Annotated in this window: 15 protein-coding genes and 1 riboswitch; of the genes, 8 read left to right on the top strand and 7 right to left on the bottom strand. The window is 72.7% G+C overall.

Annotation, left to right across the window (positions count from 1 at the left end):
• Positions 1-21: 21 nt before the first annotated feature.
• Both FHU33_RS21425 and FHU33_RS21420 read left to right on the top strand, forming a co-directional pair.
• A complete protein-coding gene (locus FHU33_RS21425; RefSeq protein ID WP_142027616.1) occupies positions 22-2910 on the top strand; it encodes an alpha/beta fold hydrolase in 2889 nt (962 codons plus the stop codon).
• Entirely contained in the window at positions 2910-3821 is a 912-nt protein-coding gene (locus tag FHU33_RS21420; RefSeq protein ID WP_246064088.1) for an ABC transporter permease, read from the top strand. The genes FHU33_RS21425 and FHU33_RS21420 overlap by 1 nt, the downstream gene beginning before the upstream one ends.
• 34 nt (positions 3822-3855) lie before the next feature.
• On the opposite strand, the gene FHU33_RS25180 is transcribed toward FHU33_RS21420, so the two are convergent.
• The gene (locus FHU33_RS25180; protein ID WP_170182623.1) at positions 3856-4677 is read right to left on the bottom strand and encodes an HAD family hydrolase; all 822 of its coding nucleotides are present in this window, start codon (positions 4675-4677) and stop codon (positions 3856-3858) included.
• 60 nt (positions 4678-4737) lie between these two features.
• A riboswitch (SAM riboswitch) is annotated at positions 4738-4868 on the top strand.
• 12 nt (positions 4869-4880) lie between these two features.
• Here FHU33_RS25180 and thrC point away from each other — a divergent pair.
• The 3 genes from thrC (at position 4881) to groL (ending at position 8588) form a co-directional block, all read left to right on the top strand.
• Positions 4881-6182 carry a threonine synthase gene (thrC, locus tag FHU33_RS21415; RefSeq protein ID WP_211355317.1) on the top strand — a complete coding sequence of 434 codons (1302 nt, stop codon included), beginning with the start codon at positions 4881-4883 and terminating at the stop codon, positions 6180-6182.
• 199 nt (positions 6183-6381) lie between these two features.
• Positions 6382-6582: a cold-shock protein gene (locus tag FHU33_RS21410; RefSeq protein WP_142027615.1), complete on the top strand. Its 201-nt coding sequence runs from the start codon at positions 6382-6384 to the stop codon at positions 6580-6582.
• A gap of 377 nt (positions 6583-6959) precedes the next feature.
• Positions 6960-8588: a chaperonin GroEL gene (groL, locus tag FHU33_RS21405; protein ID WP_142027614.1), complete on the top strand. Its 1629-nt coding sequence runs from the start codon at positions 6960-6962 to the stop codon at positions 8586-8588.
• Positions 8589-8775: 187 nt separating this feature from the next.
• Here groL and FHU33_RS21400 read toward each other — a convergent pair whose 3' ends face one another.
• Complete coding sequence (locus FHU33_RS21400; protein ID WP_142027613.1) at positions 8776-9159, bottom strand: VOC family protein; 384 nt, start codon at positions 9157-9159, stop codon at positions 8776-8778.
• Positions 9160-9184: 25 nt separating this feature from the next.
• Here FHU33_RS21400 and FHU33_RS21395 point away from each other — a divergent pair, with 25 nt between their 5' ends.
• On the top strand, positions 9185-9994 hold the full coding sequence (locus FHU33_RS21395; protein ID WP_142027612.1) for a DUF72 domain-containing protein: 810 nt from the start codon (positions 9185-9187) through the stop codon (positions 9992-9994).
• Here FHU33_RS21395 and FHU33_RS21390 read toward each other — a convergent pair.
• Together FHU33_RS21390 and FHU33_RS21385 are read right to left on the bottom strand one after the other, a co-directional pair.
• Positions 9991-10986 (bottom strand): Gfo/Idh/MocA family protein, encoded by a 996-nt coding sequence (locus FHU33_RS21390; RefSeq protein WP_142027611.1) that lies wholly within the window; start codon positions 10984-10986, stop codon positions 9991-9993. The two genes, FHU33_RS21395 and FHU33_RS21390, sit on opposite strands and share 4 nt — an antisense overlap.
• Before the next feature lie 206 nt (positions 10987-11192).
• Positions 11193-12530, bottom strand: a complete 1338-nt coding sequence (locus tag FHU33_RS21385) for an RNA-guided endonuclease InsQ/TnpB family protein (RefSeq protein ID WP_142027610.1) — start codon at positions 12528-12530, stop codon at positions 11193-11195.
• A gap of 69 nt (positions 12531-12599) precedes the next feature.
• Here FHU33_RS21385 and FHU33_RS21380 point away from each other — a divergent pair, with 69 nt between their 5' ends.
• The gene (locus FHU33_RS21380; protein ID WP_142027609.1) at positions 12600-12872 is read left to right on the top strand and encodes a DUF4031 domain-containing protein; all 273 of its coding nucleotides are present in this window, start codon (positions 12600-12602) and stop codon (positions 12870-12872) included.
• Here the strand turns inward: FHU33_RS21380 and FHU33_RS21375 are convergent.
• Both FHU33_RS21375 and FHU33_RS21370 read right to left on the bottom strand, forming a co-directional pair.
• Positions 12847-13476 (bottom strand): HD domain-containing protein, encoded by a 630-nt coding sequence (locus FHU33_RS21375; protein WP_142027608.1) that lies wholly within the window; start codon positions 13474-13476, stop codon positions 12847-12849. The genes FHU33_RS21380 and FHU33_RS21375 overlap by 26 nt on opposite strands.
• On the bottom strand, positions 13473-14768 hold the full coding sequence (locus tag FHU33_RS21370; protein ID WP_142027607.1) for an ArgE/DapE family deacylase: 1296 nt from the start codon (positions 14766-14768) through the stop codon (positions 13473-13475). Before FHU33_RS21370 ends, FHU33_RS21375 begins: the two co-directional genes overlap by 4 nt.
• A gap of 73 nt (positions 14769-14841) precedes the next feature.
• Between FHU33_RS21370 and FHU33_RS21365 the strand changes: the two genes are divergently transcribed.
• Positions 14842-15585, top strand: coding sequence for a phospholipid scramblase-related protein (locus FHU33_RS21365; protein ID WP_211355316.1), 744 nt, complete (start codon positions 14842-14844; stop codon positions 15583-15585).
• Positions 15586-16102: 517 nt separating this feature from the next.
• Here the strand turns inward: FHU33_RS21365 and FHU33_RS21360 are convergent.
• Positions 16103-16348: a DUF6458 family protein gene (locus FHU33_RS21360; RefSeq protein ID WP_142027605.1), complete on the bottom strand. Its 246-nt coding sequence runs from the start codon at positions 16346-16348 to the stop codon at positions 16103-16105.
• Positions 16349-16394 lie beyond the last annotated feature (46 nt).

Genomic DNA, 16394 nt, shown 5'->3' with positions numbered 1-16394 from the left:
TCGCCGTCCGTTGGCCGCTTCGTGCGTTCCCTCCGCGGGCTCGTGCGTCCCCGCCCGCGCTCCGGCGCCCGCGCGACGTCCGCAGTCCTGGTCCTCCTGCTGCTGTCCACCGGTCTGCTGTTCCTCGCCCCCGCGGCGTCGGCCGCCCAGGAGGTCCGGACCGAGGAGGCCCGGGTGCCTTCCGGCACCGGCGCGGACGCCGTCGAGCTGGACACCACCCTCTACCTACCGGCCGGGAGCGAGCCTGCCCCCGCCGTGGTGCTCGCGCACGGGTTCGGCGGCAGCAAGCAGTCGGTCGCCGCCGACGCGCAGGACCTCGCCGAGCGCGGATACGTCGTCCTCGCCTATTCCGCGCGGGGATTCGGCAGCAGCACCGGCGAGATCGGGCTCAACGACCCCCGGTACGAGATCGCCGACCTGTCCACGCTGATCGACCTCCTCGCCGAGCGCGACGAGGTCGAGCTCGATGGCGACGGCGACCCGCGGGTGGGCGTCACCGGCGGGTCCTACGGCGGCGGGGTCGCGCTACTCGGTGCTGCCTATGACGAGCGGATCGACGCCATCGCCCCGCAGATCACCTGGAGCTCCCTGACCGCGGCGCTCTTTCCCTCCCAGGTCGGCGCCGTGGACGCGGACACGGTCGCCGCCGTCCCGCAGGACGGGGACGCCGGCGTCTACAAGCGGCTGTGGGCCGGGCTGTTCTTCGGCATCGGCTCGGCGCCGAGCGGTGGGTTGCTCGACGCCCTCGGCGGCGGGGCCGGCGGAACGGAGAACGGGGACGGCGCCGATGCGCGGCCGGCCCTCGGAGAATCGAGCCTGCCGGATCCCGCCTCCGTGGAACCCGATGAGGTCGAGCAGGCGCTGATCTGCGGTCGCTTCCGGGCCGACGTCTGCGCGGCCTACCAGGCAGCGGCGTCCACCGGGACGCTGACCCCGGAGATCGCGGCCGTGCTCGAACGGGGCAGCCCGGCCGGTGTGCTCGACCGCATCGAGGCGCCCACCCTCCTGATCCAGGGCACCCAGGACTCCCTCTTCGGACTCGGCCAGGCCGATGCCAACGCCCGCGGCATCGCCGCCAACGGCACCCCGGTCAAGGTGGTCTGGTTCGCGGGCGGGCACGACTCGTCGACGTCGGACCGGGTCACGGCCGACCTGCGGGAGCAGGTGGCGGGCTGGTTCGACTTCCACCTGCGGGGACGAGGCGCCGACCCGGGCACCGGCTTCGAGTACCCGGCCCCCACCGGTCTGGGCGCGACCGGACTCGGCCGGGTCCAGGGCGGCGACCAGACCGTCCTCGCCGACGCCTACCCGGGGCTGGTGGATGCCGAGTCCGCCGAGCGCCGGCAGATCGCGCTCAGCGGGCCTCTCCAGCCCGTCGTGACCCCGGCGGGCGGCACCCCTGCCGCCCTGACCACCGTTCCGGGGCTCGGCGCGCTGACCGCCGCCCTCGGCGGCACGACGCTGGAGATCCCCGGCCAGTTCGCCGCCTTCGAGAGCGAGCCGCTCGAGACCGCCGTCGAGGTCGTCGGGGCGCCGACCGTCGACGTCGCCGTGGCGGCCCCGGGCGGTTCGGCCACCCTGTTCGCCAAGCTGTACGACGTCGGACCCGGCGGGACGACGACCCTGCCGGCCGGGCTCGTGGCGCCGCTCGCGCTGACCGGGCTGTCGTCGGACCCGACCCGGCCCACGACGGTGCAGGTGACCCTGCCCGGGATCGTGCACCGGTTCGAGGCCGGCCACACGATGCGGCTGGTCGTGTCCTCCACCGACCAGGCGTTCGCCCTCCCGGCCGAGGCGGCCGTCTACTCGGTGGCCCTCGCGGACGGCGGGACCGATCTCGCGGTGCCGCAGGTCGACGGCGCCACCCAGACCGACAGCGGCACGTCGCGGTGGTGGGTGCTGCTCGCCGCCGTCATCGGGCTCGGGCTGCTCGCGTGGGCGGTGGCCCTGCTCTGGGGCCGTCATCGCCGGCGTCAGGTCTCGCACGTGGAGCCGGACGGCGAGGACGTGCCGCTGCGCTTCGAGGGCGTGACCAAGGCCTACAAGGACGGCTTCGTCGCCGTCCGGGACCTCTCCTTCGAGGTCCGGCGCGGTCAGGTCCTCGGCCTGCTGGGGCCGAACGGGGCGGGCAAGACCACCTCGCTGCGAATGCTGATGGGCCTGATCAGGCCCACGGAGGGGCGGATCAGCATCTTCGGCCACGCGGCCGGCCCCGGTGCACCGGTGCTCTCCCGGTTGGGGTCGTTCGTCGAGGGCACCGGCCTGCAGCCGCACCTGTCCGGCCGCGACAACCTGCGGCTCTACTGGGCGGCCACCGGGCGCCCGGCCGAGGACGCGCACATGGAGGAGGCGATCGAGGTGGCCGGCCTCGGCGCCGCCCTGGACCGCCCGGTGCGTCGCTACAGCCAGGGCATGCGGCAGCGGGTGGCGATCGCGCAGGCGATGCTGGGGCTGCCCGACCTGCTGGTGCTCGACGAGCCGACCAACGGGCTGGACCCGCCGCAGATCCATGCCATGCGGGAGGTGCTGCGCTCCTACGCCGCGACCGGGCGCACGGTCATCGTCTCCAGCCACCTGCTGAGCGAGATCGAGCAGACCTGCAGCCACGTCGTCGTCATGGCGAAGGGGCAGAAGATCGCCCAGGGCACGGTGGAGGAGATCGTCGGCACCGGTGGCGCGGTGCTCGTCGGTCTGGTCGACGACGCCGACACCGACCGGGCGATCGCCGTCCTCGAGGGGCTGCCGGGCGTCAGTGCCGGGCGCACCGACGAGGGCCTGGTCGCGGACCTGGACGGCTACAGCCGGGCCGCGGCGCTGCAGGCGCTGGTGGCGGCCGACATCGAGGTCGACGAGTTCACGCCGCGCCGGCGGCTCGAGGACGCGTTCCTGGCGCTGGTGGGGGAGAACTGATGACCACGCAACGAGCGACAGAAATGGCCATTTCTGCCTCGCCGGGTGGAGAGCACGTCCAGCCGACGGGTGCCGTCGCCGGATATCGGCCGGAACGGACGCTGCGGCTCTCGGTCGAGCTCCGCAGGCAGTTCAAGCGCCGGCGCACCATCGGGGTCTTCGCGCTGATGGTCGCCCTGCCGCTCATCCTCATCGCCGCGCTGCAGTTGGGTGCCAGCGAGGAGGCGGCGGAGAACAACCGCATCAACCTGGTCGACGTCGCGACGTCGAGCGGCCTGAACTTCACGCTGTTCGTCCTGTTCGCGACGACCGGGTTCTTCCTCGTCGTCGTGTACGCGCTGTGCTTCGGCGACACCGTGGCCAGCGAGGCCCAATGGGGATCGCTGCGCTACGCGCTGGCGACGCCGGTGCCACGGATGCGGCTGCTCCGGCAGAAGTTCTACGCCGCGTTGGTGCAGTCGGTCGGCGCACTGCTCGTGCTGGCCACGGTCGCGGTGGTGGCGGGCGGGATCGCCTTCGGCTTCGAGGACATCCAGACGCCGGTCGGCGTGACCCTCGACCAGGGGGAGGGGATGCTGCGCCTGGCCGGGATGCTGGGCTATCTCGCCGTCCACCTGCTGGTCGTCGGCTCCCTGGCCTTCTGGTTCTCCACCATCACCGACGCGCCGCTGGCCGCCGTCGGTGGCGCGGTGTTCACGATGTTCGTCTTCGCGATCCTCGACCAGGTCGAGCAACTCGGGGCGATCCGCGACTGGTTCCCGACGGCGGAGGAGTTCGCCTGGACCGACCTGCTGCAGACGCCGGTCGACTCCGGGGACATGTTCCGGGGCATCATTCAGTCGCTGGTCTACGCGGCGATCTTCACCGCGTTGGCCTTCCGGCACTTCGCCCGCCGCGACGTCACCTCCTAGGACGACGTAGCGGCATTTATGGCCATAAATGCCGCTACAGGCTGGCCAGGACCGCCTGCGCCCAGCCCTCGCCCATGGGCGCGGCGGTGACCGTCACGTTGGGGACGGCGTCCATGAGCCTGCCCATGCCGTCGACGGACGCGCCGTTCCGGGTGATCCAGAGCCGGTCGACCGCCGGGGCCATGTCCAGGTCGCTGACGCTGTCGCCGATCGCGACGGCGTCGGCGGGCGAGAGGCCACGCCGCTCGAGGTCCCAGGCGATGGCCGCACCCTTGGAGATGCCACGCGGCATGAGGTGGTAGACCCGCGGCGGCAGCGGGTCGTCGTCCAGCCCGAACCGGGACGTCGCCGGGATCGCGCCGTTGTCCTTGAGCGTCAGCCAGCCCGCGCCCTTCTCGGCCAGCCAGGCGTCGACCGCCACCGGGTCGACCCGCCCCCGCAGCAGGGCGTCGGTCGAGTGCGTGGCGTGCCAGGGCGCGTGCCACTCCAGTCGGCCCGGGTTCTCGGCGATCACCTGCTCGACGACGCCGAGTTGGGCCATGACCTCCATGGGCGCGCGTCCGGCGTACTCGGCGGGCAGCTCGCCGGTGAGCCGGTGGGTGCTCCGGCCGGCGTCCCAGGCGATCGTCGCACCGAGCTCGGCGATGGCGCCGTCGGCGGCGAAGATCCGCGCGGCCTCGATGACCTGCTCGAACGTCCGGCCGCTGACCAGCACCAACGGGACCCCGGCCCGGTGGAGAGCCAGCAGCGCGGCGGCCGGGTCGGCGGTGAGCCCGCGGTCGGCGGCGTGCCAGAACGACCCCCGCGGACCGACCATCGTGCCGTCGAGATCGGTGTAGACGATGCGGGCGGTCACATCTCACATCCTGACCGTCGTCCGGAACCCCGCCGGTACTGGGTACAGTTCTCGCCGTTCCACTCATCCAGAGGGGCAGAGGGACACGGCCCGACGAAGCCCCGGCAACCGCCGCCCGCGCGCATGCGCGGGACGGAAGGTGCCAATTCCGTCCCGCACGGCTCGACGGCCCGGTGCGGGGAAGATGAGGAGGTAGTCGTCGCATGACCCTGACCGCTCCCGGTTCTGTCCAGGCCGACTCGTCTGCCGGTGGCCCCGTTGCCCCGTGTCCCGCCCGCGGCCTGGTGTGCCGCAACTGCGGGGCCACCTTCGGCCTCATCGCCGAGCACGCCTGCGCGGAGTGCTTCGGCCCGCTGGAGGTCGACTACGACCCCGAGCTCATGAAGTCCGTCACCCGCGAGCAGATCGAAGCCGGGCCGCAGAACATCTGGCGCTACGCGGGCCTGCTCCCGGTGGGCCAGGACCCGGCCGACCGGGTCAGCCTCGACCCCGGTCTGACCCCGCTGGTGCGCGCGGACCGGCTCGCCGCCGAGCTCGGCCTCACGGGCGGGCTGTGGGTGAAGGACGACTCGGCCAACCCGACGCACTCCTTCAAGGACCGCGTCGTGTCGCTGGCCGCCACCGCGGCGAAGGGGCTGGGGTACCGCAAGATCGCCGCCGCCTCGACGGGCAACCTGGCCAACTCGGTGGCCGCGCACGCGGCCCGGGTGGGCATCCCGTCCTTCGTCTTCATCCCGAGCGACCTCGAGCCGGGCAAGGTCGTGCAGTCCGCGGTCTACGGCCAGACTCTGGTCGCCGTCGACGGCTCCTACGACGACGTCAACCGGCTGACCAGTGAACTCGCCGAGACGGACGAGTTCGAGGACACCGCCTTCGTCAACCAGAACGTGCGGCCCTACTACGCCGAGGGCTCCAAGACGATGGGCTACGAGATCGCCGAGCAGCTCGGCTGGCGGATCCCGGCCCAGGTCGTCATCCCGATGGCGTCGGGCTCGCTGCTGACCAAGGTCGACAAGGCGTTCCGGGAGCTGGTCGCCGCGGGCATCGTCGAGGCCACCGAGTGGACGATCTTCGGCGCCCAGTCGGCCGGGTGCGACCCGATCGCCACCGCGTTCGAGCAGGGTTGGGACGTCGTCAAGCCGGTGAAGCCCACGGGCATCGCGAAGTCGCTCAACATCGGCAACCCGGCCGACGGTCCCTACGCGCTCGACGCGATCCGCCGGACCGGCGGCTCGGTGGGCCGCGTCGGGGACGACGAGATCGTCCAGGGCATCCGCGACCTCGCCCGCACCACCGGCGTGTTCGCCGAGACGGCCGGCGGCGTGACGGTGGCGGTGCTGCGCCAGCTCGTCGAGGACGGGCGGCTGGACCCGGCCAAGGAGACCGTCGTCCTCAACACGGGGGAGGGCCTCAAGACCCTCGATCCGCTCGAGCCGGTGGTCGGCCCGACGCACCGCGTCGAGCCGTCGCTCCGGTCGCTCCGGTCGGCCGGCCTCATCGGCTGAGCGTCGCCGAACCGGATCGGGCGGCCGACACGTCGCCCGATCCGGCAACGGAATGGCGTCGATGTACCGTCACCAGGCATTTCCTGATGTACGTTCTCGCGCGGTTCCAGTTCCATGTTCGTGTTCGAACGGGCGGAAGAGCTAGACCCGGTTCCCCGATCCAGAGGGACCGTCCGTACGCACGAACGTGGGAGCACACGTGGCACAGGGCACCGTGAAGTGGTTCAACGCCGAGAAGGGCTTCGGCTTCATCGCCGTCGACGGCGGCCAGGACGTCTTCGTCCACTACTCGGCCATCCAGATGGACGGGTACAAGAGCCTCGAGGAGGGCCAGCGGGTCAGCTTCGAGGTCGTCCAGGGCGCCAAGGGCCCGCAGGCGGACGGCGTCACCGCCGCCTGATCCCGGCACTTCACCGAGGCCCGGTCCCCGTATGGGGGCCGGGCCTCGCTGCGTGCGGAGCCCACCCCGCCCCGACGCAGGCGCCCGACGCAGGTATAGGAACCTCTACCTACGAATCGGGGGCTCAACCCGCAGGTAAAGGTTCCTATACCTCGGCGGCGGGGAGGGCGTTCGGCGTCGTCCGGGGGACCCCTCCTTGCACTCGCAGGGGTCGAGTGCCAGACTCGTTTCTGGCACTCGGGGCTCCCGAGTGCCAACCAGGTCGGAACGGTGAGGCACCGGCGTGTGGGCCGCAAGGGAGTCCACGTCACTGGTGTCGTCCGTCGCGGGCGCCGAACCCGGCCGTGCAGCGATCAATGCATGGAGGACATCACCACATGGCCAAGATGATCGCGTTCGACGAAGAGGCGCGCCGTGGCCTCGAGCGGGGTATGAACACCCTCGCCGACGCCGTGAAGGTGACGCTCGGCCCCAAGGGCCGCAACGTCGTACTCGAGAAGAAGTGGGGTGCCCCCACCATCACCAACGATGGTGTGAGCATCGCCAAGGAGATCGAGCTCGAGGACCCGTACGAGAAGATCGGGGCCGAGCTCGTCAAGGAGGTCGCGAAGAAGACCGACGACGTCGCGGGTGACGGCACCACGACCGCCACCGTGCTGGCCCAGGCGCTCGTGCGCGAGGGTCTGCGCAACGTCGCCGCCGGCGCGAACCCGATGGCCCTGAAGAAGGGCATCGAGAAGGCCGTCGAGGCCGTCAGCGAGTACCTCCTCTCGACCGCCAAGGACGTCGAGACCAAGGAGCAGATCGCCGCCACCGCCTCGATCTCCGCCGCTGACCCCGCCATCGGCGAGCTCATCGCCGAGGCGATGGACAAGGTCGGCAAGGAAGGTGTCATCACCGTCGAGGAGAGCAACACCTTCGGTCTCGAGCTCGAGCTCACCGAGGGCATGCGCTTCGACAAGGGTCACCTGTCGGCGTACTTCGTCACCGACTCCGAGCGCATGGAGACCGTGCTCGACGACCCGTACATCCTGGTCGTCAACGGCAAGATCAGCTCGGTCAAGGACCTGCTCCCGCTGCTCGAGAAGGTCATGCAGTCGGGCAAGCCGCTGGCCATCATCGCCGAGGACGTCGAGGGCGAGGCCCTCGCGACCCTGGTCGTGAACAAGATCCGTGGCACCTTCAAGTCCGTCGCCGTCAAGGCCCCGGGCTTCGGTGACCGCCGCAAGGCCATGCTCGCCGACATCGCCATCCTCACCGGTGGCCAGGTCATCAGCGAGGAGGTCGGCCTCAAGCTCGACAACGCCGACGTCTCCCTGCTGGGCCGCGCGCGCAAGTTCGTCACCACCAAGGACGAGACGACGATCATCGAGGGTGCGGGTGACGCCGACCAGATCCAGGGTCGCGTCAACCAGATCCGCGCCGAGATCGAGAAGTCGGACTCCGACTACGACCGCGAGAAGCTGCAGGAGCGCCTGGCCAAGCTGGCCGGTGGCGTCGCCGTCATCAAGGCCGGCGCCGCGACCGAGGTCGAGCTGAAGGAGCGCAAGCACCGCATCGAGGACGCGGTGCGCAACGCCAAGGCCGCCGTCGAGGAGGGCATCGTCGCCGGTGGTGGCGTCGCTCTCGCGCAGGCCACGGCCGTCGCGTTCGACAAGCTCGAGCTCGAGGGTGACGAGGCGACCGGTGCCAACATCGTGCGCGTCGCGCTCGAGGCGCCGCTGAAGCAGATCGCGATCAACGCCGGCCTCGAGGGTGGCGTCGTCGCGGAGAAGGTCCGCAACTCCGACACCGGCTGGGGCCTCAACGCCGCCACCGGCGAGTACGTGGACCTCGTCGCCAGCGGGATCATCGACCCCGCCAAGGTGACCCGCTCGGCGCTGCAGAACGCCGCCTCCATCGCGGCGCTCTTCCTCACCACCGAGGCCGTCATCGCGGACAAGCCGGAGAAGAACGCTCCGGCCATGCCCGGCGGCGACGGCGGCATGGGCGGCATGGACTTCTGAGTCCGGCTCTCCCGTAACACCAGCACTGCCCGGCAGGGGCGGTCCGCTTCGGCGGGCCGCCCCTGTCGGCGTTGGTGGAGACGACGTCCTCTGCCCCGGCGCGGGTCAACCCTCGCCGGTGGGAGTCGACCCGCGTCCTGGCCCGGCTCCACCCCTCACCAGGCGGGTCAACCCGGGTGAGGGCGCGTCACTCGGGGGCGAAGACGCAGAACTCGTTCCCCTCGGGGTCGGCGAGGACGTTCCACTCGATCTCGTCGTCCTGCTCCCGCACCATCGTGGCGCCGGCCGCCAGGAGGGGCCAGGTGTCGCCGACGACGTCGAAGTGCATCCGGTTCTTGACGATCTTCGGCTCGGTCACCGGGACGATCCACATCAGCGGTCCTTCGCCGGTCGGGTCGACGATCGGAACCGGCCAGTCGTGCGGGCGAGGCTCGTCGTCCTCGGGGGTCTGCGCGTCCTCGAGCTGGTCGCGCCGCACGTAGCCGATGGCGCTGCACCACCAGTCGGCGAGCGCGTGGTGGTCGCGGGCGTCGAGGCAGAGGTCCTTGAACCGGGCGGGTGCGTCAGCCATGACTGCGGAGGGTAGGCGGCTCCCCGTGGCCGTGATCATCGGGACCTCGGGGTGGCAGTACCGCGACTGGCGCGGGCTGTTCTACCCGGCCAAGCTGCCCCAGCGGCTGTGGCTCGAGCACTACGCCGAGTTCTTCGCGACGGTCGAGAGCAACAACGCCTTCTACCGGCTGCCCGAGCGCGAGACGTTCGTGAAGTGGCGTGAGCGCACCCCGCCCGACTTCCGGTGGGCGGTCAAGGCCAGCCGCTTCCTCACCCACATCAAGCGGCTGCGCGAACCCGAGGAACCCGTCGCGCGGCTGATGGGGCGGGCGGAGGGGTTGGAGCACCGGCTCGACACGATCCTCCTCCAGCTGCCCCCCACGCTGAAGGCGGACGCCGACCTCCTCCGCGGGTGCCTCGCCCAGTTCCCGGGGGGTACCCGCGTCGCCGTCGAGCCCCGGCACGAGAGCTGGTGGACCGACGACATACGCGCGCTGCTGGAGCGCTACGGCGCCGCGCTGTGCTGGGCCGACCGTGACGAGCAGCCCGTCGCCCCGCTCTGGCGCACCGCCGACTGGGGTTATCTCCGCTTCCACCACGGCTTCGAGGCGTGGCGGTACCGGCCGGAGACCCTGCAGCTCTGGGCGGACCGGCTGGCGGGGACCTACGGGGACGAGGACGTGCTCGTCTACTTCAACAACGACCCCGGGGGAGCGGCGACGATCGACGCCGTCCACTTCGCCGACGCCGTCCGCCGGGCCGGGGGGACACCGACCCGCGTGCCCACAGCCGACCAGGCGCTCGGGCACGCCTGGGCCGAGGGGCAGACGACGCCGGGTGTGCCGGTCGTCTAACCGAGTGCCGGCGCCTCCGCGTGCCGGACGCCGAGCTGCTCGGCGGCCTCACCGAGCAGCGTCTGGACGGCGAGGGTGTCGGCGAGCGGCATGACCGCGCTCTCGGTGCGGCCGGCACGCACGCACTCGGTGACCTCGATGAGCTCGTGGGCATACCCCCACCCCAGCCCGCCTGGTTCGACCGTCTCCGGGTCGGCGCCCTCCCGGTGCAGCACGAAGCCGTCCGGCTGGTGGAAGCGCGGATGGACGTCGATCCAGCCACGCGTCCCGGCGATGCGGGCCTCGCCGGGGAGCCGGTAGACGAGCGACGTCGTCAGCAACGCCGAGCGGCCGCCGGCGTAGCGCAGCAGCATCCCGGCCTCGGCATCGACGCCGTTCGGGAACGTGGAGCCGTGCACCGCGAGAGACTCCGGCGTCCCCAGCAGCATCTGCGCGAAGGACAGGGGATAGACGCCCATGTCGAGGAGCGCGCCGCCGCCGACGGCGGGATCGAACAGCCGGTGCGACGGATCGAACTCCCACAGACTGCCCAGCTCCGCCTGGACCAGCCGGACCTCGCCGATGGCGCCGTCGTCGATCAGCCGGCGCAGCGCGACGACGGCCGGCATGAAACGGGTCCACATCGCCTCCATGACGAAGACGCCCCGTTCTCGCGCGAGTCCGATGACCTCCGCAGCGCCGGCCGTGGTGGCGGTGAACGACTTCTCGACGAGCAGCGCCTTGCCGGCCCGCAGCGCGGCCAGGGCGACGGCGTGATGCTGAGCATGGGTGGTGGCCACGTAGAGGACGTCGACGTCCGGGTCGTCGATGATCTCGGCGTAGGAACCGTAGGCACGCTCGAGCCCATGACGGTCGGCGAAGGCGCGCGCCCGGTCCAGCGAACGGGAGGCGGCGGCCACGGGCCGCGCCCCCTCGACGTGCGCGAAGTCCTGCACCACCTTGTCCGCGATCCGGCCCGGCCCGACGATTCCCCAGCGGATCTCTCTGCTCACCGGGAGAACGCTAGTGCCGTGTCAGGCAAGGTTCGCCCCGGTGGGGCGGTGCCTGATCCTCGCGGCGGGTGCCGGCGAGCGACTCCCCGGAACCGGGACCGGTTCCGGGGCGGGCCACGGCGGGCCAGATGGACCCGCCGCCGCGGACCACCGGATCGGTGGGGATCGGCCGGCCGGGGGGCCGGCTGATCAGTCCGCGGCGGGGATCACGCCGGGACCGGCCGGCACCGGGCAGGTGCCGGCCGGTCCCGGCGGTGCGTGGTCACCGGCGACGAACCGCCGACGACAGGTCCACCACCGGTGCCGCCACCGGCGACGGCGGTGGTGCGGGTGGCGATGTTGGCGGCACCGACCAGATCGCGGTGCCCGGTGAACCGGCAGTGCCGGCAGTCAAAGACCCGCCCCCGCGGCTTGGCCACGCGGGCGGCGCAGGACGGGCAGGTGGAGGAGGAGGTGCCCCGCTCGTCGACCAGCTCGACGGCGATGCCGGCCTGTGCGGCCTTGTCGGCCAGCGCCCGCAGCAGGTCACCGACGGCCCAGTCGCGGACGGCCTTGTTCTGCCGCCGCCCGGCGTCGCGGGCCAGCACGCCGCGCGGATCGCCGACGGCCAGGGTGCCGACCCGCTGCCCGACGGCCCAGGACACGACCGCCTTGGCGGCTTCGTGCCGGGCCTGACCGAGTCGCCGGCGGTGCCGGCCCTCCAGCGCACGGCTGCGCCGGCGGAACTGCTTCCACCGCCGGGAGCCGCGCTGCCCCCGGGCCGGGGCGCGTCGGGCGGCGGCGCGGGCGCGGGCCTTGGCCTCGGCCAGGTGCAGCCGGTGCTCGGCCCGCAGCGCCCGCCCCGACACCAGCAGCGCCGCATCCGGCCCCTCGCCGCCGCCGGGAGCGAGAACGGCGTAGGGATGGATGATGCCCAGATCCACGCCGGCGGCCCGGTCCGGATCCGGGCCCGCCCCCGCCGGGTAGACCGCGACCGGGATCTCGGCGGTGACCTCCAGGCACAGCCGCCGCCCAGCACACGTCAGCCGCACCGAGCGCACCTGTTCCGCGGGGTACGGGAGCGGGCGGGCCAGCCGCACCCACAACGGCGGGCGGCCGCGAGCCACCGGCAGCCGCACCCGCCCGCCGGTCACGGTGAAGGTGCCGGCGTAGAAGCGGACCGGCACCAGCCCCCGCCGCCGCCGCGGAAACCGCGCCGTCTCGTCGCCGGCCCGACGGCGTCGGGCCGCGCTCATCCACGCATCCGAGTAAGCCCGCAGCACCGACCGGGCGCCCACACTCGACAGTTCACCGAAGGTGCCCTCCCCGGCGGCGGCCAGCTCCCGGCACAGCTCCTGATAGCCCACGATCGGCCGGTCACCACGCTGCCGGCGCCAGCGGTTGAGCAGCAGCACCGCCGCCCACACATCCCCACCCGACCGCAGCAACCCGAACAACCGCCGCCGCTGACCGACCGTCACCCGCAGCGCCACCCGCGCCGTCCGGTACACCACCGGCGGCGCGGACGACTCCCGACGACGAGGTACGCCCGCACGCTGCCCCACACCACCGACACGACGACGAGGCGAACGTTGCCGGCCGCGGTACTAGCCGTGGCGGGCAGACTGCGTTCCGTGGCCGTCCTGATCGACACCCCCGTGTGGCCGTGGCGGGGCCGGCTCTGGTCGCACCTGGTCAGCGACGTCTCCTACGACGAGCTGCACGTTTTCGTCGAGACCGAGCTCGGCATCCCACGGCGGGCGTTCCAGGGCGACCACTACGACGTCCCCGAGGACCTCTACGACATCGCCGTCGCGGCCGGCGCGCAGCCGGTGGGGGCGCGGGAGCTCCTCGCCCGGCTGATGGCCGCGGGGCTGCGTGTCAAGAAGCCGCGGTTCGGCGCCTGAGCAGCACGAGTTCGGCGCTCAGGTTGGCGCGTGCGGTCGCCGTCCACGGCTGTGCCACCGGGGTGCGGTACAGCGACTCCAGCGAGAGCAGATGCTCCAGGACGGAGGCCCGCCCGGCGGTGAACTCCTCGTCGGAGAGGTGCGCGTACTCCGCGCGGATCGCCGAGGCGTAGGCGGCGTAGGCCGAAGGCACGGAGGCCAGGACGGCCAGATCGGCATCGCAGAGCACCGCGCCGTTCGCGTCACCCGGCTCGGGGTCGTGCCCGGCGGTCAGGAGCACCAGGCGCTCGACCTCGGTCAGGCGTTCCTCCGGCACGAGGCCCCGGAGCCCGGCCCGGGCGCGCTGCGCGCTGACGTCCTCGTTGTCGGCGCGCTCCGGGTCGTAGACGACGTCGTGGTACCAGGCCGCCAGCCGGACGGCGTCCGGGTCGGCGCTCTCGCCGAGCTCACCGACCAATCCGAGGACGGCGGCCAGGTGGGCGAGGTCGTGATAGCGCCGGTGCGGCTCGCTCCAGGCGGCGACCAGGGCCGCCCACTCGGTCCGCGACGTGCCGGAGTCGCCGGCCAGCCCGGCCCAGGCGTCGAACCCGACGAGCCCGCTCACCGGACCCCGCAGAGCCGCACCGTGAGCAGTGCGAACGCACGGGCGGCGGTGACCACCTCGGCCAGCGGCACCTTCTCCAGCGGTCCGTGCGCCAGGTTCAGGTCGCCCGGGCCGTAGTGCAGCGTCGGGATCCCGGCGGCCACGTACTGCCGCAGATCGCTGCCGGCGGCGATCGCGCGCTCCTCCGTCGACCCGCCCCCCGCGTCGGCGACCGCGGACTGCACGGCCGGCAGCAGCGGATGCCCCGCGGGCAGCTGACCGCTGGCGAAGGCGCCGCCGGTCCAGGTGACCCGCACCGGGTGCTCGGCCAGCCACGGGTCACCGGCGCAGATGGCGGCGACCCGGGCCTCGAACGCCTGCTGCGCGACGGGCACCGGCTCGCCCAGCCGGACGCCGTAGCGGCCCTCGGCCACGAGCCGGTCGGGGACCGAGCTCGCCCAGTCGCCGGCCTGCACACGCCCTATGGAGAGCCCGTAGGGGTAGCTCGTGCTCGTGAAGCGGGGGTCGGCGTCCTGCTGGCGCTCGGCCTCGAACTCCCGCAGACCGGCGTGCAGATGAGCGAACTTCTCCACCGCACTCACGCCGCGGTCCCGCATGGCGGCGTGCGCGGCGTGGCCCTCGACCTCGAGCCGGAAGGTGAGCGCCCCGGCGTTGGCGGTCACCACCGCACCGGCGGTCGGCTCAGGGATGACGCACACGTCACCGAGGTGCCCCCGGCGCAGCGTCGCCCAGGCCCCCAGGCCGCCGTCCTCCTCGCCGATCACCCCGTGCAGGGCCACCGGCCGCACCAGGCGCACGCCCGCCGTCCGGACGGCGGCGAGCGCGGCAAGGGAGGAGATGACGCCGGCCTTCATGTCGCAGGCGCCGCGGCCGTGCATGTCGCCACCGAGGATGCGGGGCACGAACGGGTCGCCGTCCCAGCGGGCGCGGTCGCCGGGCGGGACGACGTCGGTGTGACCGGAGAGGACCAGGGCGGGAACGCCCCCCTCGGCCGCGGGCGCCGTGCCGACGACGCCCCACGCCTCGGTCCGCTCGACCTCCTGGCCGGGGGCGTCCGCGGTGCCGGCCGCCTCGGCGAGGTCGATCTGCCAGGTGTCGACGTCGCAGCCGAGCTCGTCGAGCCAGCCGGCCAGCTGGTGCTGGACCTCGCTCTCGGCGGCGGTGCCGCCGACGGAGGGAACGGCGACCATCGCGGAGAGCCGGTCGACCACCCACTGCTCGTCCACGGCATCGACGACGCGGGCCTCGACGTCGCTCAGGTGGGCCCTGCCAGGGGACGTGGCCAGAGTCATGGCCGGAGTCTGGCACGCGCCGCCGGGCCGTCCGTCTCGGCCGGGACCCGTCGCGGGCGTTAGCTTGACCGCCGTGACGCAGCCTCCTCCGCCGCCCGGCTGGTACCCCGACCCCGCCGGTGGGGGCGGGACCCGATGGTGGGACGGCCAGGGATGGACCGACCACGTCCAGCACGCCGCACCGCCACCACCCGCGCCGCCGACCGGGTACGGCAGCGGTCCGTCGCTCTACGAGCAACCGGTGCTGCTGGTCAGCCAGAAGACCAAGCTGATCGAGCTCACCAACGAGTACGCCGTCCTCGACGGACAGGGCCAGCAGATCGGCGCCGTCGTCCAGGTGGGGCAGAGCGGCCTCAAGAAGGCCGTCCGGTTCGTCTCCAACCTCGACCAGTTCCTCACCCACACGCTCGAGGTCCGCGACGCTCGTGGGCCGGTGCTCGTGCTGACCCGACCGGCGAAGCTCATGAAGTCGCGGGTCGTCGTGCAGCGCCCGGACGGCGCCCGGATCGGCGAGATCGTCCAGGCCAACGTGTTCGGGAAGATCCGCTTCGACCTGGTGGCGAACGGGGCGGTGGTCGGTGCGATCCAGGCCGAGAACTGGCGTGCCTGGGACTTCGCGATCATCGACGCTGCCGGGGTGGAGGTCGCCCGCATCACGAAGAAGTGGGAGGGCCTGGCCCGGACGATGTTCACCACCGCCGACCGCTACGTCGTCCTGGTGCACTACCGGCTGCCGGAACCGCTGGCCAGCATGGTGATCGCCTCGGCCCTGACCGTGGACACCGCGCTGAAGCAGGACGACCGCGGCTTCAATTAGGTCGCGCTCCTCCGGAGCGCACCGCGGCCAAGTGCCGTCCCGACCTGCATGGAGCCGCTGCGTCGCGCCTGCGCGGAACCCTCCGGGTCCATGACACTGCGCTCCTCCGGAGCGCACCGCGGCCAGGTGCCGTCCCGACCTGCATGGAGCCGCTGCGTCGCGCCTGCGCGGAACCCTCCGGGTCCATGACACTGCGCTCCTCCGGAGCGCACCGCGGCCAGGTGCCGTCCCGACCTGCATGGAGCCGCTGCGTCGCGCCTGCGCGGAACCCTCCGGGTCCCACTCGGCACGACAAGATCCGGCGTTCGGGGGTAGCGTCGAAGCCGTCCGGGCCGGGTGCCACGTGCCCCCGGGTGCCATTTGGTTACGCCTTCACGGACTACCGCCCCGGCCTCGGTCGGGGGCTGGAGCCGCGTTGTGCATCTCGCCGCGAGGCGGCCGTCATCCGGTCCGGACCCCGAACGCACGAGAGCCCCCGCCCAGCCGGGTGGGGGCTCTCGTCATGTCCGGACGGCGGTCAGTAGGTCTCCTCCGTCGTGGTGCGCCGGGGCGCGCCGTCGCCGGGCGCCCCGTAGGCGTCGGTCCGGGTGACCTGTCGCCGGCGGGGACCCCACACGGCGAGCTCCACCACGATGCCGAGCGCGCCGACCGCCATCAAGATCCAGCCGACGATCTGCAGGTCGACGCCGCTGAGGTCGACCCGCACGGCGAACGTGAGGATCGCGCCCAGTGCGAGCAGGACGATCGCGGTTCCGAGCCGCATGCTGACTCCCTTCGTCGCGATCCGCGTGCGCGCAGACTCACGGCAG

It is taken from the genome of Blastococcus colisei, assembly GCF_006717095.1.
In the GTDB taxonomy this organism is placed as follows: Bacteria; Actinomycetota; Actinomycetes; order Mycobacteriales; family Geodermatophilaceae; genus Blastococcus_B; species Blastococcus_B colisei.
Note: the sequence above shows the minus strand (reverse complement) of the source record. Positions and strands in the feature narration are given on the sequence as shown.

Coding starts and splice junctions, on each gene's coding strand:
- FHU33_RS21420 (WP_246064088.1), top strand. CDS start 2,910: ATGACCACGCAACGAGCGACAGAAATGGCCATTTCTGCCTCGCCGGGT.
- FHU33_RS21370 (WP_142027607.1), bottom strand. CDS start 14,768: ATGACTCTGGCCACGTCCCCTGGCAGGGCCCACCTGAGCGACGTCGAG.
- thrC (WP_211355317.1), top strand. CDS start 4,881: ATGACCCTGACCGCTCCCGGTTCTGTCCAGGCCGACTCGTCTGCCGGT.
- FHU33_RS21360 (WP_142027605.1), bottom strand. CDS start 16,348: ATGCGGCTCGGAACCGCGATCGTCCTGCTCGCACTGGGCGCGATCCTC.
- groL (WP_142027614.1), top strand. CDS start 6,960: ATGGCCAAGATGATCGCGTTCGACGAAGAGGCGCGCCGTGGCCTCGAG.
- FHU33_RS21400 (WP_142027613.1), bottom strand. CDS start 9,159: ATGGCTGACGCACCCGCCCGGTTCAAGGACCTCTGCCTCGACGCCCGC.